15 protein-coding genes are annotated in these 23,871 nt (G+C 65.1%); 7 read left to right on the top strand and 8 right to left on the bottom strand.

Going from position 1 to position 23,871, the window contains the following annotated elements; all coding sequences use genetic code 11:
- Positions 1 to 4 precede the first annotated feature (4 nt).
- From XH81_RS33305 to XH81_RS33325, 5 genes are all read right to left on the bottom strand, one after another.
- Positions 5 to 1,285 (bottom strand): HlyD family efflux transporter periplasmic adaptor subunit, encoded by a 1,281-nt coding sequence (locus XH81_RS33305; protein WP_240536535.1) that lies wholly within the window; start codon positions 1,283 to 1,285, stop codon positions 5 to 7.
- A gap of 317 nt (positions 1,286 to 1,602) precedes the next feature.
- Entirely contained in the window at positions 1,603 to 4,932 is a 3,330-nt protein-coding gene (locus XH81_RS33310; protein ID WP_028145626.1) for an adenylate/guanylate cyclase domain-containing protein, read from the bottom strand.
- A 322-nt stretch (positions 4,933 to 5,254) separates the two neighbouring features.
- Positions 5,255 to 5,770, bottom strand: a complete 516-nt coding sequence (locus XH81_RS33315; RefSeq protein ID WP_028145627.1) for a hypothetical protein — start codon at positions 5,768 to 5,770, stop codon at positions 5,255 to 5,257.
- Between the two features lie 425 nt (positions 5,771 to 6,195).
- The gene (locus XH81_RS33320) at positions 6,196 to 7,122 is read right to left on the bottom strand and encodes a 2-hydroxyacid dehydrogenase (RefSeq protein WP_028145628.1); all 927 of its coding nucleotides are present in this window, start codon (positions 7,120 to 7,122) and stop codon (positions 6,196 to 6,198) included.
- An 8-nt stretch (positions 7,123 to 7,130) separates the two neighbouring features.
- A complete protein-coding gene (locus XH81_RS33325; RefSeq protein WP_028145629.1) occupies positions 7,131 to 8,459 on the bottom strand; it encodes an NAD(P)/FAD-dependent oxidoreductase in 1,329 nt (442 codons plus the stop codon).
- 235 nt (positions 8,460 to 8,694) lie between these two features.
- On the opposite strand from XH81_RS33325, the gene XH81_RS33330 reads away from it, so the two are divergent.
- On the top strand, positions 8,695 to 10,560 hold the full coding sequence (locus XH81_RS33330; protein ID WP_271596764.1) for an ATP-binding protein: 1,866 nt from the start codon (positions 8,695 to 8,697) through the stop codon (positions 10,558 to 10,560).
- Positions 10,561 to 10,570: 10 nt separating this feature from the next.
- On the opposite strand, the gene XH81_RS33335 is transcribed toward XH81_RS33330, so the two are convergent.
- A complete protein-coding gene (locus XH81_RS33335; protein WP_271596765.1) occupies positions 10,571 to 11,596 on the bottom strand; it encodes an AraC family transcriptional regulator in 1,026 nt (341 codons plus the stop codon).
- Positions 11,597 to 11,784: 188 nt separating this feature from the next.
- Between XH81_RS33335 and XH81_RS33340 the strand changes: the two genes are divergently transcribed.
- From XH81_RS33340 to XH81_RS33355, 4 genes are all read left to right on the top strand, one after another.
- The gene (locus tag XH81_RS33340; protein WP_028145632.1) at positions 11,785 to 12,234 is read left to right on the top strand and encodes a cupin domain-containing protein; all 450 of its coding nucleotides are present in this window, start codon (positions 11,785 to 11,787) and stop codon (positions 12,232 to 12,234) included.
- Positions 12,235 to 12,340: 106 nt separating this feature from the next.
- Positions 12,341 to 13,831: a flavin-containing monooxygenase gene (locus tag XH81_RS33345; RefSeq protein ID WP_028145633.1), complete on the top strand. Its 1,491-nt coding sequence runs from the start codon at positions 12,341 to 12,343 to the stop codon at positions 13,829 to 13,831.
- Between the two features lie 89 nt (positions 13,832 to 13,920).
- The gene (locus XH81_RS33350; RefSeq protein ID WP_028145634.1) at positions 13,921 to 14,988 is read left to right on the top strand and encodes a hypothetical protein; all 1,068 of its coding nucleotides are present in this window, start codon (positions 13,921 to 13,923) and stop codon (positions 14,986 to 14,988) included.
- 65 nt (positions 14,989 to 15,053) lie between these two features.
- Positions 15,054 to 16,049: an NAD-dependent epimerase/dehydratase family protein gene (locus tag XH81_RS33355; RefSeq protein ID WP_028145635.1), complete on the top strand. Its 996-nt coding sequence runs from the start codon at positions 15,054 to 15,056 to the stop codon at positions 16,047 to 16,049.
- Positions 16,050 to 16,075: 26 nt separating this feature from the next.
- On the opposite strand, the gene XH81_RS33360 is transcribed toward XH81_RS33355, so the two are convergent.
- Positions 16,076 to 16,867 (bottom strand): ABC transporter substrate-binding protein, encoded by a 792-nt coding sequence (locus XH81_RS33360; RefSeq protein ID WP_028145636.1) that lies wholly within the window; start codon positions 16,865 to 16,867, stop codon positions 16,076 to 16,078.
- A 244-nt stretch (positions 16,868 to 17,111) separates the two neighbouring features.
- Here XH81_RS33360 and XH81_RS33365 point away from each other — a divergent pair, with 244 nt between their 5' ends.
- Entirely contained in the window at positions 17,112 to 18,305 is a 1,194-nt protein-coding gene (locus XH81_RS33365; protein WP_028145637.1) for an efflux RND transporter periplasmic adaptor subunit, read from the top strand.
- 13 nt (positions 18,306 to 18,318) lie between these two features.
- Entirely contained in the window at positions 18,319 to 21,477 is a 3,159-nt protein-coding gene (locus XH81_RS33370) for an efflux RND transporter permease subunit (protein ID WP_028145638.1), read from the top strand.
- An 84-nt stretch (positions 21,478 to 21,561) separates the two neighbouring features.
- Here the strand turns inward: XH81_RS33370 and XH81_RS33375 are convergent, their stop codons facing one another.
- Positions 21,562 to 23,829: a cation:proton antiporter domain-containing protein gene (locus tag XH81_RS33375; RefSeq protein ID WP_028145639.1), complete on the bottom strand. Its 2,268-nt coding sequence runs from the start codon at positions 23,827 to 23,829 to the stop codon at positions 21,562 to 21,564.
- Between the last annotated feature and the right edge of the window lie 42 nt (positions 23,830 to 23,871).

A 23,871-nucleotide genomic window follows, 5' to 3' on the forward strand; every position in this document is an offset into this window, starting at 1 on the left:
TCGCTCACAGGGACGAATGATCGAGCTCCAGGCGCGCGGTCAGCCATTTCAACTTCGAGCTGACCAATCGTAGCAGGCCGTCGGCGCTACGCTCGAAGCGCACCTCAGCCAACCGTCCGATATCGCAGGAGCCGTTATGGTCGGCCGACGTCTCATTGGGCGGAAGCGATATCTCAACGGTAATGTTGCCCGGATCGGGCCGCGGCACCCGAGCCGCAAGCAGCCGATCATCGCCGTACGCTGCCGATCCGCGGACTTGCCGGATCTGGCCGGTCTTCCATTCGCGGCTCCCAATCAGGCGCACGGTAGCCGCATCTCCGGCCTTGATCTTCTCGAAATCGCGTTCGGGGAGTTCAACAACGATAAATCGGCGTTCGCAATCTGCAAAATCAAAGACCGATTGCCCTTCCGTGACCATCGAGCCCGGGCTGGCCGCGACCGACCAGACCACATGGGCTGCGGGCAAGGACAGATCGTAGTGATCGAGACGATCGAGCCGAGTGCGTTCCTCTGCGATTTCCGCGGCCAGCTGCGTGGCACGTGAGCTGTTCTGCAACAGGTCTGTCTCGAGCTCCTGGCGGCGGAGGACAAGCCGCTCGCGCTGCTGCTGAGAATACGGCACGTCATTGGCGTCGCCACGAAGATAAATGCCCTTCTCGGCCGCCCCCAACTCGGTCTTGAGGCGCTGCAGGCGTTCATCGGCCATCTGGCACCGCGTTGCGGTTGCCTCCTGCGAGGCCTGGGCCTCACCGGAGCGGATTTGCGAACTGATGCCGAGCTTCACGAGCCTCTCCATCCGGCCCGCGACATCGTTCCGCTGCCGCGCCTCGGCGAGACAGCCGCCTTTTTCAACTTCCGTTTCGCCGATCTCGTGGTTCAGGCGCGCGACCATCCCCAAACGATAGTCCTCGCTGCGCTCGCCGAGCTTGCGATCGAGCCCGGCGATTTCCTCGAGTTGCCGACGTGCGAGCTCGGCGCGTTTGGTGGACATGGCAAGCTGCTGATCGAGGTCCATGAGGTGCCGGCGATCCGGCGACCGCGCCCCGACCATCGGCACCACCCGGCTCTGCTGGAAATATTCACCCTTGCGTGGAAGATCAGGCGAGAGCTGACCCGCGAAGGGTGCAGTCACCCGCATGAGCTCGGCATTGACGAATGCGGAGGGAGCGATTCGGTAGGTCACATACGGCAACAGGGCCCATCCGCTCAGCGCGATGATCCCGAGCGCCAGGGCTCGACGAACAACCCGGCTACGAATGAAACGTTCGACGTGCAAACGAACCACGACTGGATCTCCAATGGGCTTTGGTCGCTGCGCCAGCCGCAGCGAAGGCAAGCCAATCGCCGCATGGCCCGGCGCTGGGATGACGTCTGCGCCTTGAGGCAAGGAGCAATCCGACAACATTGCCGCCAGCCGAAATCAGGATTCGCCGCCGCGGCAGACTCGCCTTCGCAACCACGAGAAGCATATCTAGCATTCACCACAACAGGTTAAGCTGTGTCAAAACCGGATAACTACGGCTGCCGAGTCGAGGATCGAGATATCGACCCATTCCGGCTTGAAGTCGGCGCGGCGTTTGCGCCGATCGAATGGCGGCGCGGCTAACGCCCGTTCCCAAGCAGCTCTTTCGCTTCTACGACTTCGGGAAGATTTCGCTCCGCATCGAACTCGGCGAGCAAGGGAGCAAGCACTTCAGAGACCGCGCCCGCTCGGTCCCTTGTCTTGTGCAGGCGAGCAAGTCCAAGGGCGCTGCGCAACTCGAACGTCTTCGCCTGCTGGCGTCGTGCGATTTTCAGCGCTTGCTCGAAGGCATCTTCGGCACCGGATTCGTCTGGAGGATCCTGACGCAACAAAAGCTCGCCATAGACGCGGTGCAGCTCGGCATCGAGCCAATGCTGGCCGGATTGCGCCACCCATGCGATCGATTCGCTCAGGATTTCCAGCCCGGTTTCGACTTGGCCCGACTCTGCGTCCGCCATGGCGACATGCATCCCCCAAAACGGTTCACAGAGGTAGCAGTCATTTTCGTGTAGCAAGGTCCAGCCGCGGCGCATTTCCGTAAGTCCAGTGGCTCGGTCGCCGTCGCGCCACTTGGCCAGGCCGTTCAGGTAGGTGCCCGCGGCCACATACAGCGGCATCGTGTGGTCGCGCGCGAGACCGAGCGCCAGGATCGTCTCTGTTTGCTGCAACATGCCGCCGCATACTCCGTCGAACACGGCTCGATGCACAAGCGCATTGGCCTGGGAAAGCGCCCGTTTTTCTCCGGAAGCACTCACCGCTTCGGCGGCGAGGCGGCGTGCCCGGGCGATCCTGCCAAGCGGCCAAAGCACCAAGGCGAGAAACCTCATGATCACGAACGGAAGATCCAGCGCCGAGGCCCTGAACGTCGCTGGATCCGGCTCGGCGCCATAGATGTCCAGTGCCTGCTCGAGATGCACCCTCGCGTTCAAATAGTCGCCCCCGAACCAACAGGTCACCCCGCCGGTCCAATGTGCAACGACGGCGGCCACCGGTGAGTCCGGTCGTCGGTCGGCCGCGCTCTTGATGGCATCCGCCAGCTCCCGCATCGGAGCGAGTTCGCCGTGTGTCAGGCAGGCATTGAAGAGGCCCGAATGGATCGGCGCAAGTTCAACGGGATCATTGATGTCGACTGCGAACTGGCGCGCTCGCGTCCATGCCGCGACCGTTTCCGGAGCACTGTGGCCGAGGCTGCCCCGTAATGCGCGGCCATAGGCGATTTGAAGATGCAGCCTGCTCATCATCCGGCGAGGCTCGTCGGGCAACTCATCGGCAATGGCAATCGCCTTGCCGAGATGCGCAATCGCCTCGGAATAGGCCGAGCGTTTCAGCGCCTGCTGGCCCGCCTTGCGCCACCACTCGAGGGCGACCTCGTTCAGCCCAGCTTCGGTGAAGTGGTGCGCCAGAACTTCCGGCTCAGTCTCGGCCACGGCTGGAAACTTTTCGCGCAGGACATCACCGATGCGCGTGTGAAGCACCTGCCGTTTGCTCTTGAGCAGGCTCTCGTAGGCCGCCTCCTGAACGAGAGCGTGCTTGAAACTATAGCTTGCTTCGGGCGGAGCCCCGCGACACACCAGCAGTTCGGCCTCTTCGAGTTGCCCCAGCGCAGCGCTCAGCGTCAGATCATCGCGTCCCGCCACATATCTCAGCAGCGCGTACGAGAAATCGCGGCCGATGGCGGCGCCTATCTGCGCCACCTCCTTGACCGGAGCCAGCCGGTCGAGCCGCGCCATCAGCGAATCCTGCAGCGTCGCGGGAATAGCCAGCGGCGGGAGCGGACTTTCGAGGCGATAGCGCCCGGCACCTTCGACGAGCCATCCGGACTCCAGCACCATCTTGGTCAATTCCTCGACGAAGAGCGGGACGCCATCCGTCCTGTCGATGATCTGCTTCAGCATCTCGCGTGGCAGCTGGCGACCAACGGTCACCTGCTCGACCAGCGCGCGCGTGTCCTGCCGGTCGAGCCGGTCGAGCCGCAACAGACTGACGTTGGCAAGGCCCGACCAGGAGGGCTCGAATTCCGGCCGCGATGTCATGAGCACGAGTATCGGCAGCCCCCTGATCCGATCGACCCCGAGATCGAACAGTTCGAGTGTCGTGGCATCGGCCCAGTGCATATCCTCGCAGACAATCAGCAGGGGCTGCTCTCGCGCCAATCCCTCGAGCTGATCGAGAAGGGTGGCAAAGGTCTGCCGCCGCAGCTGCGCCGGGCTCAGACCGAGCGGCGGATAACGGTCGCCGGTTGGGATCGAAAGCAGTGCCGCAATGAGAGCTGTCGCCCGGGCAACCTGCTGCGTTCCAAGCGCCAGCATCGCCTCGAGCTTGTCGAGCTTTTGCCCGGGCGTGTCGTGCGAGCAAATGCCGGCAGCGCGCTCGAGTTGCGCGACAAAGGGATGAAGCGAACTGTTGGTGTGGTACGGCGAGCACTGATATCGCACCCGGCGGTGCGTCCCCAACACGGGGCTTTCGGACAGCATTGCGACCATGCGCGACTTGCCGATGCCGGCTTCGCCGGAAATCAGCACCATCTGCCCGTGCCCCTGCCATGCCAACCGCTGGCGCGAGAGCGTGAGTTCGATCTCCTCCTTGCGGCCGACAAAGCCGATCGAGCGCGCCGCGTGGACCGCCTCGAAGCGGCTTTCCGATGCGGGCGCTCCCTCGACCGCCCAGACCGCGATGGGTTCGGATATCCCCTTGACCTCGCGGCGGCCGAGGTTGCGAAACGTGAAGAGATCACCGAGCAGCCGGCGCGTCGACGAGGCAACGACGACCGCTCCCGGCTCCGCCAGGCTCTGGAGCCGGGCAGCGAGGTTTGGTGTATCGCCGACGGTTGCGCGCTCCTCTGACGCATCTCCGCTGATGAGGTCGCCGACCACCACAAGCCCGGTCGCAATTGCGATCCGCAGTTCAACCCGTTCGTCGGCGCCCATCTTGAGCTGGCGAACCGCGGAGATGGTGTCAAGGCCGGCCCGCACTGCGCGCTCCGCATCATCTTCGTGGGCGCGCGGATAGCCGAAATAGACGAGTATTCCGTCACCGACGAACCTGGCTATCCTGCCGTCATAAGCAGCAACGACGCTCGCGCAGGCGGCGCGATAGGCCCGGATCACTTCCCACATATCCTCGGGATCGAGACGCGCCGAGAGCGCAGTCGAGCCGACCAGATCGCAGAACATGACAGTGAGGTGGCGACGCTCGGCGTCGTGAGGAGGCGTCGGCGATGCGATCAACGCGGCTGGATCAAGGTCGGCAATCGCACGCAGCATTTTGCGGCGATGCCCGAGCAGGACTCCGAGCTTGTCGAAGTCCTCGACCATCAGCTCGGGAAGGACGCCCATGTCGATCCCATTTTGGACAAAACGCTCTGCGTATTGCCCAAGCCCCAGCTTCTCGAGCCACTCCGCAATCTGCATTGGCTCCACCGATCGTGTGGTTGGCGGTGAGCAGAATTTTGGACCACGGCGCGCAGGGACAATATCCCAACCTCACCATGATGGCACGTCTTGTTTGTTGCGCGATAACTTAGGTTGCTTGGTACCGATACCGCTTCCACGCTGGGACATTGCTTGATGCGAGCGGCTGCGCTACCAAAAATCGTCTGCACGCCGCATTGGACGACAGAAGTTGCGATGAGTCGTCGGTCACTCGCTTTCAGGCCCTAAGCCTGATCCCGGTACCGGGCTTGTGCCCACGTCACGACGCCAAGCAGACGTTTTTCCGTGAGCACAATTATCTTTAGTCCTTGTTGTCGGGCACTTCGCAGTTACGCGCCATCGCTCCCGCCGCAACTTGAAGCGAAGAGCCAACCACCCAGCAGCCAGCGACGAAGGCTACCAGGCCGTTGGGGAGGTTTTGATCAAGGACAAGGATGCTGACGGACAGGGCTGCTGCAATCGCTGCGCCGAACGTTCCGGCCGCACTCATGATCTCAACCATCTCGGAGCCATCGTATTCTTCGGAGGTACTCGAAATCGACCTCCGAGCGATCGACCGGGACAAATCAATTCCGACATAATAGCTGAGAGCGCCGTAGAGCACCGTCAGCAGCACGATCCAGCCGCTTTCAAAAAGTCCGCCCTTCTGACGCAATAGGGCCGCACCCACATAGAGGCCGCAGGAGGCCCCGACGGCTGCAAGCCCAATTCTTTCAAGAAGATGGGCCGACCTGATCAGACTGGAACGGGCGATCCGAAGATTGCCGGCGTACCTTGTCAGGGAAAATGCGCTGGGTGCTGCGTTGCTCGTCTTCATTGGGTACTCCTTACTAAGTAGCAGCCTACCGGCCGACCCCCGAATAGGAGCTGCGTGGACGCGTTTCGCGATGTCCTTGCTTCCAATTTCTGAAAGATCTTTGCTGAGTGATGGGGTTGGCTTGCTCGTGACCAAGACGAGAGCCAATCCAAAGCTGCGAGCACGCGGCTTCGCAGGCATTGTCTCTCACCCGTGTCTGTCAGTTGGCGCCGGCTGCGACAATTTCTTGCGGGAGTGATAGCTGGAAAAGAGAGTGATGGAATATGAGGCAATTCACATACCGCAGTTCCCTGTCGCTCCATCCAGTCACAATTTCAGGAGGATAGATCCTCATCGTCGCGCCTCGACCTCGACGACGGGAATCCATCATCCCTCGAGCATGAGAGGTAAAGAGGAGCCCGGGGCTGCTGGTGTTCCCATTCACCTCAGTAACCGCGGCTGCGATCGACACGCCCCGGCAACTCCTCGCCGCGGCGGTGACGGTCGATGACATCGAGCACGAAATCGACAGCCGTGTCCGGCGTCGTCATGCTGGCATTGTGCGGCGTCAGCAGGATGCGGGGATGGCGCCAGAACGGATGTCCCTCAGGCAGCGGCTCGGGCTCGGTGACATCGAGCACCGCGCCGGACAGCGCGCCGCTGTCGAGCGCCGCAAGAAAATCGGCCTCAATGAGATGCGGGCCACGTCCGACATTGACGAGGGACGCACCGCGCGGCAGGCGTGCGAACAAATCCGCGTTGAGGATGCCGCGCGTCTCGTCGGTCAGCGGCAGCAGGCAGACGAGGATGTCGCTCTGTGCGAGGAAATCCGGCAAGGTGTCAGCACCCGCGTAACAGGTCACGCCCTCGATCTTCCGCACCGAGCGATTCCACCCCGACAGCGGAAAGCCGAACGCCTTGAGCCGTTCGAGCACGGCCTGGCCGAGCTGGCCAAGTCCCATCACGCCGACACGCCGCCGTTTCGCCGGCGTGATCCGGATCTCGCGCCAGACCTGCTGCTTCTGCTGATTGATGAAATGCAGGAGGTCGCGATGCAGATCGAGCACAGCCATCGTGACGTACTCCACCATGGTCTCGGCGATGCCGGGCTCCAGCATGCGGATCAGTGGAATGTGCGCCGGGACTTTGGTGGCATCGAACTGATCGACGCCCGCGCCGACCGAGAAGACCAGCTCGAGATTGGGGAACGTCGTCGCGATGTCGTCGGGCGGCACCCACGCCACGAGATATCGGATATCAGCGGGATCGCCGATGTCAGGCCAGAGCCGGAATGGGACGTCGGGTGCGCGCTCCGCGAAGAAGCGCGCCCACTCGGCGCCGCGAACCATGTTGGCCTTGTAGAGAACCGTCATGCGAGCCCTCAGAACGGGCTGACCGGCGCGAGCCGGCGGCCGTCGATCATGCGCTTGTGGCTGTAGGCCACGGGATCGACCAGCGGCGTGGTGCCGGTCACGATGTCGGCGGCGAGCTTGCCGGCGGCGGGGCCGATGCCAAAGCCGTGGCCGGAGAATCCGGTGGCGAGGAAGAAGCCCGGCAGCGCGTCGACCGGCGAGATCACCGGGATCGTATCGGGCGTGCAGTCGATGGTGCCGCCCCAGGCTTCCGCGATCTCGACATCCTTGAGTTCAGGGTTGGCCTTGATCAATGAAGCGAGCGCAGCATTCACCAGCGACATGTCGGGCTCGGGATCGCGCACGCGCTCGGTCTCGAATGGCGACGGCTTGTCAAAGCTCCAGCTGGTGCCGCGCACGATCTGGTCGAAGAAGGACTTGCCGAGCGACAGCTTCAGTCCGTTCTTGCGATGCAGATAGGTCGGCCAGAAGGTGCGCGCATAGCGGAACAAATCGGGCGACAGCTCCACCGTGCCGCGGTTGCGCAACGCCAGCGTAAAGCCGCCGTCAAGGCGGCGGCGGACGCAGTAGAGATCGGTGCCCAGCGCGCCCGAGGTGATCTCCGGTCCCGGCGTGGTCCGGCAGGCCGTCGCGTTGACGAGACCGATCGGCAGCTCGATGCCGTGACGGCGGCAGAACAGCGACGACCACGCGCCGCCCGACAGCAGCACGGATTGCGTGCGAATGGTGCCCTTCTCGGTGACGACGGCGCTGACCCGCCCGCCCGTCGTCTCCAGCCCGCGCGCGGCGCAGCCCTGATGGATGGTGACGCCGTGTTTTCGCGCGGCGGTGGCGAGCGCGGGCACCGCCATCGACGGCTCGGCGCGACCGTCGCTCGGCGTATGCAGCCCGCCGACCCAGGTGTCGGTATTGCCCGGCATGCGCGCGGCGACCTCCGCCGGCGTCAGGACGGTGGAGTGGACCTGCATCTCGCGCGCGACCGCGGCCCAGCGCTCCCAGCTCGCAAGCTCGTCCTTGCTCTTGGTCAGGAACAGCACGCCGGTGCGGCGGAAGCCGGCATCGACGCCGGCGTCGTTCTGCATGTCCTCCCAGAGCCTCAACGCTTCACGGGCGAGCGGAATCTCCTCGCGCGCGCGGCCTTGCTGGCGGCACCAGCCCCAATTACGGCTCGACTGCTCGCCGCCGACATGGCCCTTCTCGACGAGAGCGACCGAGAGGCCCTTCTTCGCCAGATGATAGGCCGCGGAGACGCCGATGACGCCGCCGCCGATGACGACGACATCGACCTGCTGCGGCAGGCGTTCGTCGCTGTTGATCCGGTTGAGCGGCGGGGACATGGGCACTCCTGGAGTTCAGTTCGAACGAACATGACTGAATACAGCTGTCAATCGCATTGATTGTATGCGCGCCTCCTCGCCATGCGATTCGCCCGCAGGTTGAGGCCGGAGAAAGGCTGGCGGCCGACACCACCGCAAATTGCCCCTCGACGCCGCCGCGCGGAGTCTGTAGCTCACATCAAAGCGGCACCCGGGACCGGGCGGCCGATGCGGTAGTCTTCTTTGGTGGGAGACCATGAAACTCAGGGGGCTTCTGACACTCGCGATGGCCGCACAGGTCGTGGTGACCGCGGCGGCCCTCCTCGCCTCCTATGCCATGGCCGGAGCCGGCTTCGGCATTCCCCAGCTTGTTGCCCTAATGGCAAGCGCTGCCGTTGCGGCGCTGATGGTTCGCCTCTGCGCCCGCGCGATCGAGAGATCGGAGGACAAGCGCGCCGCCACGCAATCGACCGAGCTGGCGCGGGCGCGCAGCGACAGCGCACAGATGACACAAGCCGTCATCAAGACCGCGCTCGATGCCTTCATTCAGATCGACGACAGCGGCGCCGTGCTGGAGTGGAGCTTTCAGGCTGAGGCCCTGACCGGATGGACGCGCCAGGAGGCGCTCGGCGCCGACGTCGTCGATCTCATCGTCGCCGAGCCGCTGCGCGCCGCCTTCAGGCAGCGCATGGCGCGGCTGGTGCCGGAATTGTCGGACACCCCGTCCGGCTTGCGCTTCGAGCTCGCCCTGATCCACCGGAACGGTGACTGGATCCTGGCCGAGGCCTCCAGCACGGTCATGCGGCTGGGCGGACGCGCCATCGTCAACACCTTCGTCAGGGACATCACCCAGAAGCGCGCCGCCGAGGAGCAGCTGGTGCAGTCGCAGAATATGGAAGCGGTCGGGCAGCTCACCGGCGGCATCGCGCACGAATTCAACAACATGCTCACGGTGATCACAGGCACGATCGAGATCCTCGCCGACGCCGTCAGGGACAACCCGCCGCTTGCGACCATCACCAAGCTGATCGGCGAGGCCGCCGATCGCGGCGCCGCGCTGACGTCGAGCCTGTTGTCCTTTGCCCGCAAGCAGGCGCTGCAGCCGGCCGAGATCGACGTCAACGAGCTGCTGGAAGAGCTCGCAAAGCTGCTGCTGGCGACCTTCGACAAGAAGATCGAGATCGTCACCCGGCTCGACCGCAACGTCTGGCTCGCCTACGCCGACCGCGGCCAGCTCAGCTCGGCACTGCTCAACCTCGCGATCAACGCGCGCGATGCCATGCTGGACGGCGGCAGGCTGACGCTGACGACGCGCAACGTCGTGTTCGGCGTCCGCGAGGCGGTCGCGGTCGGCGCCGGCTATGCGGGTGACTATGTCGAGATCGAGATCGCCGACACCGGCACCGGCATTCCGCAGGCCATCCTGGAGCGGATCTTCGATCCGTTCTTCTCCACCAAGGAGGTCGGCAAAGGCACAGGGCTCGGGCTCAGCATGGTGTTCGGCTTCGTCAAGCAGTCCGGCGGCGGCATCAAGGTCGCCTCCGAAGAAGGCCGCGGCACGATCTTCACGCTCTATTTGCCGAAGGCGGAGGCGAGCGCGCTGCGCCCGACCGGCTATGACGACCGCAAGATCATCGGGGGCAAGGAAACCGTCCTCTGCGTCGAAGACGACCGCGACGTCCGCCACTACGTCACGGTCCAGCTCGAAGGCCTCGGCTACAAGGTCATCCCAGCCGCCAATGCGACCGAGGCGCTTGCGATTGCGGCCGAAGGCAAGCCGTTCGACCTGCTCTTCACCGACATCGTGATGGCCGGCGGCATGAACGGACGCGAGCTCGCCGAGCAGATGGTGGCGGCGCGCCCTTCCCTGCGGGTTCTGTTCACGTCGGGCTACGCCTACGATTCGCTGCACGCACAGGGGCGCGCGACGATGGGCGCGCCGCTGCTGAGAAAGCCCTATCGCAAGGCCGAGCTCGCACGCATGCTGCGCCGCTGCCTCGACACCGCCGTCGATTCCGCCGGCGACGCGATCCCGACGCCCTATTCGGTGCAGGCCGATGTCGAGGCGTTCCTGCGCAAACAGGCGGCGGAAGACAACGGCAGAACGCGGCCACGGAAATAGCTCTCTCGCGCTAGCTCATCCTTCGCCGCAGCGTCGCCGACGGCGTCTCGCCGAATTTTTCGCGATAGGCGCCGGCCATGCGGCTGAGATGGGTGAAGCCGAGATCGAAGGCGATGTCGGTGATGGAGGCATCGGGCGCGGCCTGCGCCAGGCGGGCGTGCAGACCGGCGAGGCGCATGTCGAGCAGCATCCGCGAGATCGACAGGCCGAAGTGATGGCGGAAGCCGAGCTGGAGCGCGCGGATGCCGATGCCGGAGGCGCAGGCGAGCTGCACAAGGTCGAGCGGCTCGCCGGCATTGTCCGCCAGGTGGTCGCGCGCAGCGCGGAGCGCGCGCGGCAGACGCTCGGCCTGGCCGGAGAAGTTCTGAATCGCATCCGACAGGCCATGGCGCTGGCCATTGAGCAGGTGATCGAGCAGCAGTTCCCGCCAATCGGCCATCGCGACCGGTGACAGCCGGCGGGAGGGACCGAGACGCTCGGCGAGCATCATCAGCTCGGCCAGGCTGGTCCGCAGCGCCCGCCCGGTCGGCGCGTCCAAATCGATCACCGGATCGAACTCGACCGTCCCGGAGACCCTGCCCGACAGCGCCGCGGCGCGCTGCTCGACCATGCGGCGGTCAAACAGCAGGATCGCCTGCGCGCAGTCGCGCCACATCATTCGGGTCGGGATCGTCGGCGACAGCAGCGACGCCGTCCGCTCCGGCGCGGCGTCAAGCTCGGTCGTGCCGGCGCGAATGTAGGCCGTGCCCGTGAGCGGGACCTGCACCAGGAAGAAGCGCTCGAGGCAGCCGGGGTCGATGCCGACCGATCCGCCATAGGCGACGTAATTGATGGAAAAGCCGTCGAAATCGGCGCAATTGTGCCGGGCGGAGAAGCCGGAGGCGCGCAGCCGTGCCGGCTTGAGATCGTGCGGGCAGAAGATGCGCCCAATCTGTTCGGCCGCTTCGTCGACATCGTCAGTGGTGACGCGGGCGAAGTCCGCGAGCCGTTCGGCCGCGGGCGCCCTTGCGCTCATTTCCAGCACGGCTGCGGACATGGTCGACCACGCTTCGCGTCAGGGAATTGCTTTAAGCCTATAATAGTTCCCCGGACGCGAAAAGGGCAGCGCCGGCGAAATAGTCATGCTGCATGGCAACAGGCGTTCGCGGATTCGTTTAGCGGATAGACAGGCACCCCACCGCTGGCTGAAGCTCCATTCCCGCCGGAATCCAACAGGAGCGCGCCATGACTGCACTCGAAAAGGGCATTACCGCTAGCGGCACAGGCTACGGCGGCAAGAGCTGGAACATTCTTGGCCAGGTCTACTTCCCCAAGGCCGTCACCGACTCCACCTTCGCGTTCGAGACCAACAGCGATCCCGGCCAGTTCGTGCCGGTGCACATCCATCCGACCCAGGACGAATTCATCCTGGTGCAGGAGGGCACGCTCGACCTCAAGCTCGACGGCAAATGGGTCAAGGCCCATGCCGGCGACCTCGTGCGCATGCCCCGCGGCATTCCGCACGGCTATTTCAACAAGTCCGACAAGCCGTGCCGCGCGCTGTTCTGGGTCTCGCCGATGCAGAAGCTGGAGGCGCTGTTCAACCAGCTGCACAATCTGACGGACCCTGCCGAAGTCGTGCGCATCTCGGCGCTGCATGAGGTCGACTTCCTGCCGCCCGAGGCCAACGACTAGGCGCGCCCCCTCGTCCACTTTCATCTGCTTGCAGGTCCGCCGGCCGCGCCTTGCGGCCGAACGAGGCCGCTTGCGCGCGGAAAACCCATCGTTTGCGAGCAAATCCATGGTCAGCCCCAAGCATATCTGCGTGATCGGCGCCGGCGTCTCCGGCCTTGCTGCCGCCAAGGCGTTCTCCAGCCGTGGCCACCGCGTCACCATCGTCGAGCGCAGCGCCGATCTCGGCGGCGTCTGGGAGCCGGCGCGCTCCTATCCCGACGTGCAGACGCAGAGCCCGAAAGAACTCTACCGCTACACCGACCGCGCCATGCCGGAGGCCTATCCGGAATGGCCAACCGGGCCGCAGGTCCACGCCTATCTCGCCGACTACGCCAGGAGTTTTGGTCTCGACCGCATGCTGCGCCTTGGCACCGAGGTCGCCGGCATGGCGCGCCGCGCCGACGGCAAGCCCGGCTGGACGCTCGCGCTGAAGGACAAGCACGGCACGAGCACGAGCGAGGATTTCGATTTTGTCGCGGTCTGCACCGGCCAATTCAACGAGCCGCGCGAGCTGCATTGCCCTGGCGAGGATGAATTCCTCGCCCAGGGCGGCCAGATCCTGCATTCGTCGAAATACGGCGATCCCACGCTGGCGAAAGGACGCCGAATCGTCGTGCTCGGCGGCTCGAAATCGGCGACCGACATCGCGGTGAACGCGGTGAAATCGGGCGCGCGCGAGGTCACCATCGTGATGCGCGAGCCGGTCTGGCGCATCCCCTATTTCATCGGCGGGCTCGTGAACTTCAAGCGCATCCTCTACATCCGCGCGCAGGAGGAGATGTTTCCGGGCTGGGGCATCGGCGCGATGACGCGGCTCGCGCACCGCATCGCCGCGCCGCTGGTCTGGGCGAACTGGCGTGGGCTGGAGAGCCTGCTCAAGGCGCAGCTCAAGCTCGGCCGCTGCAAGATGGTGCCGAAGGAGCGGATCGAGGACGGCGTCAACTGCTCGGTGCCGATCGCAACGCCGGGCTTCTATCCGATGGTCGCCGACGGCCGCATCAAGGCGGTGTTCGGCACCTTCGACCATTACGACGGCGACAGCATCGTGATGAACGGCGGCGAGCGCGTGAGCGCCGACGTCGCGGTGCTCGCGATCGGCTACAAGCTCGGCGTGCCGTTCCTGCCCGCGGCTTACAAGCAGAAGCTGGTCGATGCCGACGGCCAGTACCGGCTCTACCGCCTGATCGCCAACCCTGATCTGCCCGAGCTCGGCTTCGTCGGCTTCAACTCGTCTTTCTGCACCGTGCTCTGCGCCGACCTCGCCGCCAACTGGCTGGTACGCTATGCCGACGGCCAGCTCGCCAACCAGCCGACGGCGCAGCAAATGCACGACAACATCGAGATGATGCTGCACTTCAAGCGCGTCGAGCGGCCGGCCGCCGGCGTCTATGGCGGCCTCTGCGTCGCGCCCTATCACTACCGCCATTTCGACGAGCTGATGGCCGACATCGGCGCCAAGAACCAGAAGCGCGGCGGGCTCAAAGGGCGCTTCCAGCCGCCAAATGCGGATGCCTATGCGAAATTCCTGGCGACGGCGCCGGACTACCGGGCGGCATAAGAATTCCGGCTGAGCGGGATTTGCATCTCGCCAGCCCTCGCCTCTGATGCTTACGATCTCCCTGGCCACCGAATCGACAGGAACCGGCCATGGGATCGAGACGTCTTGCCGCCCTTGCGGTTGTTGCCTTCTTCGTCGCGGCGCCCGCCGTCGGACAACAGCGCGCGCTCACGCCTCGCCAATCCGAGGCGGTCGCCACCTATGACAAGGCGCTCGCCGAGTTCAAATCGATCCTCGCCGAGCGGCGGCGCCAGATCGAGGCGAAGCAGCCGCTGCCGAACCTGCCGGGACAGGCGCTCTACCTCGCCCGCGTCGCCGTCATCAGTTCTTACAAGGATCTCACCGACGCCATGCCGTCGCGGATCGGCAGGCCCAACAAGTTCGAGATTCCTCCGGCCTATTTCGACGCCGAGATCGAGCCGCTGATCGACGAATATTCTGAGCTCTTCGACGTGATGGAGGCGCCGCCCGCCAATGCGCAGAACTCGCCGACGCCATTCAAGGACGTCGTCGATCTCGCGACGGTGATCGCGCGCGCCAAGGGGCTTGCGCCTGACCACGCAGCCGCTGCGGGGCGCATCAGCCTCGGGCTGTTCTTTGCCGAGACCAACGGCAAGCAGAACGTCCGCAACGGACGCTCGAACACCTATATGGGCAGCTTCCAGACCGGCCCGTCCGAGGACCGCAACGGCCGCAGGAAGTGGGGCACCATCAAGGGCGAGATCGCCGCGATCGATCCCGCCTTAAGCGCGCGCGACGACAAGGAAGAGGCGCGGGCCCGCGGCACCGATCTCCGCTTCAATCACTGGACCAACGTGCGCGACGGCCTGATGAACGCACATGCGGATGTGTTCCGCGAGATCCCTGGAATCGTGAAGACGCTGCCCGACCCGATCGACCAGATGAAGCTGTTCGAGCTGATCCAGATCGTTCCCACGCCGACGAGATCGGCGCTCAAGTCCGGCGACCTCCTGAACTACAGGGTGTCGAGCCCGACGATCATGAAGCATCTGCGCAACAACAGCATCTTTGCCTTCGGACAGGCCGACCGGGCGCGCACCTCGGCAAGCTTCCGCGAGATCCTCGCCGCGATGTGGCTGTTCAACCGCAAGTTCGAGAAGGCGATGGCGAAATATGCGGAGATCAAGCCGCGCTGACGGAGTTGCAGCGACAACCAGTAATTGTATTATTGCGGGATCTCCTTTGCAGCACGGACCGTCACATGCGCATTCTCATTCTCGGCGGCAGCCAGTTTCTCGGGCGGGCGATTGCGGCCCATGCATGTGCTGCCGGTCATGAGGTGACCTGCGCCGCCCGCGGTCTCGCGGGTCCGATTGCGGCAGGCGCGCGTCTCGTCCGGATCGACCGTGATGTGGCCGGCGGGCTTGCGCCGCTCGCAGGCGAGTCGTTCGATGCCGTGGTCGACGTCTCGCGTCGTCCCGGCCAGGTTCGCCGCGCGGTCGCGGCGCTGACGCGACCAAATGTGCATTGGACCTTCGTCTCGACCATCAGCGTGTATGCGGACAATCGGATACCCGGACAACGTGCCGACACGGCGCCGCTGCGCGAGCCTGCGGCCGAGGATGTGGAGCACAGCACCGATGCCATTTACGGCGCGGCCAAGGTCGCCTGCGAACAGGTGGTCGGCGGCGATGCCTTCATCTGCCGCGCCGGCCTGATCGCAGGCCCGGAGGACCCGACGGGGCGCTTCGCCTATTGGCCGACACGGCTTGCACGCGGCGGCGAGGTGCTGGCGCCGGGATCGCCTGACGATGCCGTCCAGTTCATCGATGTCCGCGACCTCGCGCAGTGGATCGTGCATGCGGCGGAGATTCGTCTCACCGGCATCTATGACGGGATTGGACCAATACGCACGCGCGGCGAGTTCCTGGCTGAATGCGCATCGGCGCTGAACACGTCCTGCACGTTCACCTGGATCGATCGCGCCTTCCTCGAGGCACACGACGTGCGGCGCTGGGCCGGTCCGCGGTCATTGCCGATGTGGCTGCCCCTGCCCGACTTCGCGGGCTTCCTGACGCGCGACACCTCGCCGGCGCGCGAGGCCGGACTGACCTCGCGACCAGCGGGAGACACCGCGCGCGACACGCTGCATTGGCTTCACGTCAGCGGCGGCCCGGTCGTCGGGCTTTCCGCCGATGAAGAGCGGGACGTGCTGGCGGCCTGGCATGCCGAAAGGACACCGGCAACCGGAACCTAGCCCAATCGCGCAAGCCGGCTGACAGTCTACTCCGTCCGGATCGGCGAATCCTTCAGGCCGTTGTCATCATAGGCCTTGCGCAGAGTGCCGTTCGTCGTGGCCTCGGTCATGAATTTGGTGACGAAGGCCAGTGCCTGGCCGTGGCCGAGCGGCACGGCGACGGCGGTCACTGTCTTCTTGAACGTCTCGTCCAGCACCTTTGTCCCCGGAATCTTCTGCGCCATCTTGTTGAGCTGGTCGCGCGACAATGCGAAGGCGTCGATCTCGCCGCTCCTGAGCAAGCCGAAGATCTCGTCATAGGTCTGATAGCCGGTGACCGTTGCATGCTTCAGATGCGCGATCGCGCCGCGCATGGTGGTGGTGGCGTTGACGGCCGCGACCTTGATTCCGGGTTGGTCGAGCGTCGCAAAATTGGTGACGTTCGAGCCGGGCTTGACGATGTAGGTGGCGTCGGCGACTTCGTAGATCGGGCCGAACAGCATCTTGGTCTCGCGCTCGGGATCCCTGGGGAGCCAGGTGACGTCCCACGTTCCTTTTGACGCAGCGTCGGTGATCTGTCCGGAGTTCTGGTGGACGACATATTCGACGGGGACGCCGAGCTTGGCGGCCATCGCCTTGCCGAGATCGACGGGAACGCCGGCATAGCCGGCTTCGATCTTGGTCGACCAGAATGCGCCGCCTGCGGGGCTGATTGCGATCGCGACGCGCAGCTTGCCGGTCGGCGCGATCTCGTCCTTCAGACCGTCTGCTAGCGCCGGCATGGCGACCATCGCTGCGAGAACGAGGCCGGCAAGGCCCGACTGGAGGGACGTGGGCATGTCATGTTCTCCTCACCTTTTCTTCTTGGCTTCTTCCCGGCTGGCTCGCGCACCGTCACACGGTCTTTGGCACAATTCTGGTCGATCGTGCTCTCGGTGAAAAGCGGTTTGTCGTGACAAATCTGTCAAAGGCCACACCGCCCTGTGCAGCGCAAGGCCGGCGACTGCCATGGCTATGGTGTTCCACGGCCGGACATTTGTTGGTAGCCTGCCGGACCGACAGACGATACTCGGGGGCTGCCGAATGACCTCATCGAATCCCGCATCTGCTGCACGGCGCAATGAAGCGTGGAGACAGGCCGGGCGGACACTGGCCGCCGCTGCGGCCGTGGTCGCACTGGCGGGTTGCGAGGACAAGAACACGTTCGTCGCACCGCCGCCGCCCAAGGTGGACGTGGCAACGCCGGTGCAGCGTCCGGTGACGCGCTACATCGAGGCCACCGGCAACACCGCGCCGATCAAGAGCGTCGATCTCGTGGCGCGGGTGCAGGGTTTCCTGCAGTCGATCGACTATCAGGACGGCACCTTCGTCAAGCAGGGCACCCAGCTGTTCACGATCGAGCCCGAGACCTACAAGCTCAAGGTCGAGCAGGCGAAGGCGGCCGAGGTCGGTGCGCAAGCCACGGTCAAGCAGGCCGAAGCCGATTTCAAGCGGCAGGTCGAGCTCGTGCAGCGCCAGGCGGTCTCGCAGTCCACCCTGGACACCTCAACATCGACCCGCGACAACGCCCAGGCCAACCTCCAGCAGGCCCAGGTCAATACGAGGCTGGCCGAGGTCAATTACGGCTACACCAGGGTGACAGCGCCGTTCGACGGCATCGTCAGCGCCCACCTGGTCTCGATCGGCGAGCTCGTCGGCGTCTCCTCGCCGACCCAGCTCGCGACCATCGTCGCGATGGATCCGATCTGGGTGAACTTCACGGTCAACGAGCAGGACGTGCTGCGCATCCGCGCCGAAGCGGCCCGCCGCGGACTGACCCCCGCCGACATGAAGCAATTCCCGATTCAGGTGGGACTGCAGACCGAGACCGGCTATCCGCATGAGGGCAAGCTCGACTACGTCTCGCCGACCCTCAATACGTCAACCGGCACGCTCGCGGTGCGCGGCGTCGTGCCCAACGACAAGCGGGTGCTGCTGCCCGGTTATTTCGTCCGGGTGCGCGTGCCCTTCGACCAGGAGAAGAGCGCCCTGCTCGTCCCCGACACCGCGCTCGGCAGTGACCAGGGCGGCCGCTATCTGCTGGTGGTCAACGGCGACAACGTCGTCGAGCAGCGCAAGGTGCAGATCGGCCCGGTCGACAACGGGCTGCGCGTCATCGAAAGCGGCTTGAAGCCGGACGACCGCGTCGTCATCGCGGGACTGCTGCGGGTGATCCCGGGCCAGAAGATCGATCCGCAAACAACGAAGATCGAGCAGCCGCAGGCGTCTGCCAAGTAGGGAGCTGCCTGCCATGATCTCAAAGTTCTTCATCGAGCGGCCGGTCCTGTCGAACGTCATCGCGCTGTTGATGATCCTGATCGGCGGCGTCGCATTGTTCAATCTCGCCATCGCGCAATACCCCGATGTGGTGCCGCCGACCGTGCAGGTCACCACGCGCTATCCCGGCGCCAGCGCCAAGACCGTGATCGACACCGTTGCCTTGCCGATCGAGCAGCAGGTCAACGGCGTCGAGGACATGCTCTACATGCAGTCCTACAGCGGCTCCGACGGCACCTATACGCTGACCGTGACCTTCAAGATCGGCACCGACCTCAATTTCGCGCAGGTGCTGGTGCAGAACCGCGTCTCCAGCGCATTGTCGCAATTGCCGAGCGCGGTGCAGAACCAGGGCGTCACCGTGCAGAAGCGGTCGACCTCGATCCTCCTGTTCGTGACGCTGACATCGCCGGACTCCAGATACGACAGCCTGTATCTTAGCAACTACGCCACCATCAACATCCGCGACGAGCTCTCCCGCCTGCCCGGCGTCGGCAACGTCACCGTGTTCGGCGCCGGCCAGTATTCGATGCGGGTCTGGCTCGATCCCAACAAGCTGCAGGTTCGCGGCCTCGTGCCGCAGGACGTCATCAACGCGATCCAGCAGCAGAGCCAGCAGGTCTCCGCCGGCCAGGTCGGCGCGCCGCCGACGCCGCCGGGCCAGGCGTTCCAGTACACGCTCAACGTCAACGGACGGCTCGACGACACCAGCCAGTTCGAGAACATCATCGTCAAGTCAGGCACCAGCGGCGACGTCACGCGGGTGCGCGATGTCGGCTGGGTCGAATTGGGCGCGCAGACCTACAGCCAGATCTTCTCGCTCAACAAGCAGCCGGCCGTCGGCATCGGCGTGTTCCAGTCGCCCGGCGCCAACGCGCTCCAGGTCGAGCAGGCCGTCGAGAAGAAGATGGCGGACCTCGCCAAGCGGTTTCCGGAAGGCATCAAATACGACACGCCGTTCGACACCACGAAATTCGTCGAGGCCTCGGTGCACGAGGTCTACATGACCCTGATCGAGGCCGGCCTTTTGGTGCTGGTCGTGATCCTCGTCTTCCTGCAGGACTGGCGCGCGATGCTGGTGCCGGCGACAACCGTGCCTGTCACCATCATCGGCGCCTTTGCGGCGATGGCGGCGCTCGGCTTCACCATCAACATGTCGACGCTGTTCGCGATCGTGCTCGCGATCGGCATCGTTGTCGACGACGCCATCGTCGTGGTCGAAGGCGCGGCGCACAACATCGAGCAGGGCATGAACGGCCACGATGCCGCGATCAAGGCGATGGACCAGCTGTTCGCGCCGATCGTCGGCATCACGCTGGTGCTGATCTCGGTGTTTTTGCCGGCCTCGTTCCTCGCGGGGCTCACCGGGCGCATCTATTCGCAATTCGCGCTGGTGATCGCGGCGACTGCGCTGCTATCCGCCATCAACGCGGCGACGCTGAAGCCGACGCAATGCGCGCTGTGGCTGCGACCGACGGTGCCGCCCGAGCAGCGCAACTTCTTCTATCGCGGTTTCAACGCGGTCTATGACCGGGTCGAGCGCGGCTATACAAGGCTGATCACCTTCCTGTGCCGGCACGCCACCGTCTCGGTTGCGTTCGCGCTGCTGGTGATCGGAGCCAGCGGCTACGGTCTGTCGCGGGTGCCGACCGGCTTCCTACCGATCGAGGACCAGGGCTATCTGATCGCCGCCGTGCAGCTGCCCGACGGCGCCGCGCTGGAGCGGACCCAAGCCGTGCTCGACAAAGCGAGCGGGCTGATCAAGGAGACGCCGGGCGTGGCGCAGGTCATCACCATCGCCGGCATCTCCGCGCTCGACAACAGCGCAAGCCTGGCCAATGCCGGCGTCGCCTACATCATCCTGAAGGATTGGGACGCACGCAAAGGACCCGGCGAGGATCTGCGCTCGCTGGTGTACGGGCTCAATGACAAGCTCGCGACCATCATGGAGGCGCGCACGCTGGTGCTGCCGCCGCCGCCGATCCAGGGCATCGGCAACGCCGCCGGATTCTCGATGCAGGTCGAGCTGCGCGACGGCAACAGCGATTTCGCCAAGCTGCAGGCGATCACCGGCGCGATGGTCAGTAACGGCCAGAGCCAGAGCGCACTGCAGCGCGTGCAGTCCTCGTTCCGCTCCTCGGTGCCGCAATTCAACGTCGAGATCGACCGGGTCAAGACCCAGACGCTGCACGTCACGACCGATCAGGTGTTCTCGGCGCTGTCGACCTATCTCGGCTCGTCCTATGTCAACCAGTTCAACAAGTTCGGCCGTGTGTTCCAGGTCTACACCCAGGCCGATCCCGCCTTCCGCGTCACCGAGAGCGACATCGCCAACATGCAGGTGCGCAACTCGAACGGCGACATGATCCCGATCGGCACCGTCGCCAAGATCACGCCGGCCACCGGCCCCTCGCTGATCAGCCTCTACAACCTCTATCCGTCCTCGACCGTGATCGGCCTGCCGGCGCAGGGCTACTCCTCCGGCCAGTCGTTGAAGCTGATGGAGGAGATCGCCGACAAGACGCTGCCGCCTGGCACCGGCTATGAATGGACCGCGATGTCCTATCAGGAGAAGGCGGTCAGCAACCAGATCTACTGGGTGTTCGGCCTCGCCATGCTGCTGGTCTATCTCGTGCTCGCCGGCCAGTATGAAAGCTGGTACGCGCCGATCTCGGTGATCCTCGCGGTGCCGCTGTCGCTGCTCGGGCCGATGCTGATCCTCTCCGGGCTCAAGATCGACAATAACCTGTATTGCCAGATCGGGCTGATCCTCCTGATCGCGCTGTCGGCCAAGAACGCGATCCTGATCGTCGAGGTCGGGCTCGAGCTCCACGGCCGCGACGGCAAGCCGGTGCTTGAGGCCGCGATCGAGGCGGCGCGCGCCCGCTTCCGCCCGATCCTGATGACCTCGTTCGCCTTCATCCTCGGCGTGGTGCCCCTGGTGCTCGCGACCGGCGCCGGCGCCAGCGCGCGCAAGTCGATCGGCATCACGGTGTTCTCAGGCATGCTGGCCTCGACCTGCCTCGCCGTGCTGTTCGTGCCGGCCTTCTTCGTGGTGGTGCAGCGCTTCGAGAACTGGCGGGCGAGCAAGAAGGTGGCGAAGGTGGAGACGGCGGCGGAGGTGAAGCCCTAAGAGCCCACTGCGGAAACACCTCTCCCCACCCCTCTCCCGCGAGCGGGAGAGGGAGCGCACCGTCCACGCGGCTACAGCCACATCCTAAGCCTTCTCCACCACCGCCTGCCGCGCCTCGCCGCTCGACACCAGCAGCACCGAGACTTTCGACTGCCTGAGCACGGCGTCGGCGACGCCGCCGAAGGAGAGATGGTCGGCCTGGATGCGGTCGACGCCCATGACGACGAGATCGACGTCGGTGGTGTCGATCTCGCGCAGGATCGCGGCCTCCGGCGCCCGGTTCACCCGCAGCGTGGTGGTGATGTCGACGTCGTAGCGGGCGGCGAGATCGCTGGCGTCCTTGAGGATGCCCGCCTCCTGGCCGAGGCCACGGGAGGCGCCGCGCTGCGCGCCCTTGTCGCGCGTCGTCGCGACATAGATCACCCGGAGCGAGCCTGACCCGGCCTGCGCCAGCGCGACCGCCACCTCGGCGCCGCGCTTGGAGATGCCGCTGCCGGAGACGGGAACGAGGATGTTGAGCGCATCGGGCGCCGGCTGCTTCAGGTGCTTGCCTTTGGCCGCGACGATCGCAAGCGGTCCTTCGAACTTCGCGGCGATGTCGTCGATCCTCCGGTCGAAACGGTCCTTGGCCGTCACGACCTTGTCGACGCCGACGACGAGAAGATCAAAACCCTTGCGCGCCTCGTCGGCGATGGTCTCGCCGAGCTCCGCCTGCCTCGCACGGGTGACGACATCGACGTTGCCGGCCCCGCCGTCGCCATGGGCGGAGACGACTTCGGCGGCCTTCTTCACCACCGCTTCGTGGCTCTCCTCCTGGTCGCGGCCCTTCTCCTGTTCCTTGGCGCTCTTGCCGATATGCAGCACGGTGATCGGCAGCCCGCGCATGCCGGCGATCAGGCCGGCGATGTGGGCGGCAAAGGTGGCGTTGACGCTTTCGTCCACCGCCAGCAGAGGGCGCTCGAGATTGGCGAGGAAGCCGCGCTTCTCGAATTCCTCCCGCTCCAGCCGTTCCTTCTCGTCCTTGTTCATCGGCAGCCTTGCCAGCGCGGCGCGCAGCATCGGCGGCATCGCCATCGTGGTCACGATCGCCATGGTCACGATCATCGTGAACAGGTTCTGGCTCAGCACGCCGATGGACAGGCCAATGGTCGCGATGATCACCTCGGTCGAGCCGCGGGCATTCATGCCGCTCGCCAGCGCCAGCGACTCCCGATTGTTCAGGCCGCCCAATGTGCCGCCGACGAAGGCGCCGCCGAACTTGCCGACGCTGGCGATCACGACCAGGAGGCCGGTGAGCATCAGCAGATTGGGATCGCGCAGCACCGAGAGATCGGCACTGAGGCCGGCGAGGCCGAAAAACACGGGCATGAAGAAGCTGGAGATCAGCCCGCGCAGGCGCTCGTCGATCTGCCGCGTCAGGATCGGTGATTCCCCGACCAGGATGCCGGCGACGAAGGCACCGAGCACGGTATGCACACCGATCAGATGCGTGATCAGCGCCATCACGCTCATCAACAGCAGGATCACCGTGATCACGGCCGCGGCGCTGACGAGATTGTCGTTGGCCCAGCGGATCAGCTGGAACACCAAGCGGCGGCCGATGGTGAAGCTGACGGCGAGGAAGGCGAGCGTGCCCAGCACGGCTTTCGCCACCGAGGCGATATCCAGCGTGCCGTGCGAGGCCAGGCTGAAGATGACGGCGATGATGATCCAGCCGATGGTGTCGTCGATCACGGCGGTCGCGACGATGATCTGACCGACATTGCGGCGCATGAAATTCATCTCGCGCACCACCACGGCGACGATCTTCACGGACGAAATCGACAGCGCCGTGCCCATGAACAGCGAAGCGACCAGGCGCTGTTGCGGATTGGGCAGCAGCGCATCGGGCAGGAACTCGCCGAGCGCGAAGCCGCAGGCGAAGGGCACGAGGATGCCGGCGATCGAGATCGCGATCGCGGCCCTGCCGACCTTCCTGACCAGCTTGAGGTCGGTCTCCATGCCGGTGAGCAGCAGCAGGAGCAGGATTCCGAACTGGGCAATGCCGTCGAGCATCGCCTTCTGCTCGGGTGCCTTCGGGAAGATCGCGTGCTGCGCTTCCGGCCAGATCCAGCCGAACAGCGACGGTCCCAGGATGATGCCGGCGAGCAACTCGCCGATCACCGAGGGCTGGCCGACGCGCTGCATGATCTCGCCGAGACCGCGACCGACCGCGATCAACAGCACGATCTGCGCCACCAACAGGAATTCGGATGGGCCAGCCGATTTGCCGCCCTCGGCACCGGCCGCAATGGTGGTGAGGACAAGCGCCGCGGGGACGAGGCCGGCCGGTCGAAGCAGGCGCCATGGCATGCTGGTGTCTTTCCCCCTTCACCCCCGGTGTCGGGGCCACGG

The sequence above is a fragment of the Bradyrhizobium sp. CCBAU 25360 genome (genome assembly GCF_028128695.1).
Classification (GTDB): Bacteria; Pseudomonadota; Alphaproteobacteria; order Rhizobiales; family Xanthobacteraceae; genus Bradyrhizobium; species Bradyrhizobium ottawaense.

What these genes read in the sequence shown, in the direction of transcription:
- XH81_RS33370 (WP_028145638.1), top strand. Translation starts at nt 18,319, where the DNA reads ATGATCTCAAAGTTCTTCATCGAGCGGCCGGTCCTGTCGAACGTCATC.
- XH81_RS33325 (WP_028145629.1), bottom strand. Translation starts at nt 8,459, where the DNA reads ATGTCCCCGCCGCTCAACCGGATCAACAGCGACGAACGCCTGCCGCAG.
- XH81_RS33365 (WP_028145637.1), top strand. Translation starts at nt 17,112, where the DNA reads ATGACCTCATCGAATCCCGCATCTGCTGCACGGCGCAATGAAGCGTGG.
- XH81_RS33340 (WP_028145632.1), top strand. Translation starts at nt 11,785, where the DNA reads ATGACTGCACTCGAAAAGGGCATTACCGCTAGCGGCACAGGCTACGGC.
- XH81_RS33310 (WP_028145626.1), bottom strand. Translation starts at nt 4,932, where the DNA reads ATGCAGATTGCGGAGTGGCTCGAGAAGCTGGGGCTTGGGCAATACGCA.
- XH81_RS33335 (WP_271596765.1), bottom strand. Translation starts at nt 11,596, where the DNA reads ATGTCCGCAGCCGTGCTGGAAATGAGCGCAAGGGCGCCCGCGGCCGAA.
- XH81_RS33320 (WP_028145628.1), bottom strand. Translation starts at nt 7,122, where the DNA reads ATGACGGTTCTCTACAAGGCCAACATGGTTCGCGGCGCCGAGTGGGCG.
- XH81_RS33315 (WP_028145627.1), bottom strand. Translation starts at nt 5,770, where the DNA reads ATGAAGACGAGCAACGCAGCACCCAGCGCATTTTCCCTGACAAGGTAC.
- XH81_RS33360 (WP_028145636.1), bottom strand. Translation starts at nt 16,867, where the DNA reads ATGCCCACGTCCCTCCAGTCGGGCCTTGCCGGCCTCGTTCTCGCAGCG.
- XH81_RS33350 (WP_028145634.1), top strand. Translation starts at nt 13,921, where the DNA reads ATGGGATCGAGACGTCTTGCCGCCCTTGCGGTTGTTGCCTTCTTCGTC.
- XH81_RS33375 (WP_028145639.1), bottom strand. Translation starts at nt 23,829, where the DNA reads ATGCCATGGCGCCTGCTTCGACCGGCCGGCCTCGTCCCCGCGGCGCTT.
- XH81_RS33355 (WP_028145635.1), top strand. Translation starts at nt 15,054, where the DNA reads ATGCGCATTCTCATTCTCGGCGGCAGCCAGTTTCTCGGGCGGGCGATT.
- XH81_RS33345 (WP_028145633.1), top strand. Translation starts at nt 12,341, where the DNA reads ATGGTCAGCCCCAAGCATATCTGCGTGATCGGCGCCGGCGTCTCCGGC.
- XH81_RS33330 (WP_271596764.1), top strand. Translation starts at nt 8,695, where the DNA reads ATGAAACTCAGGGGGCTTCTGACACTCGCGATGGCCGCACAGGTCGTG.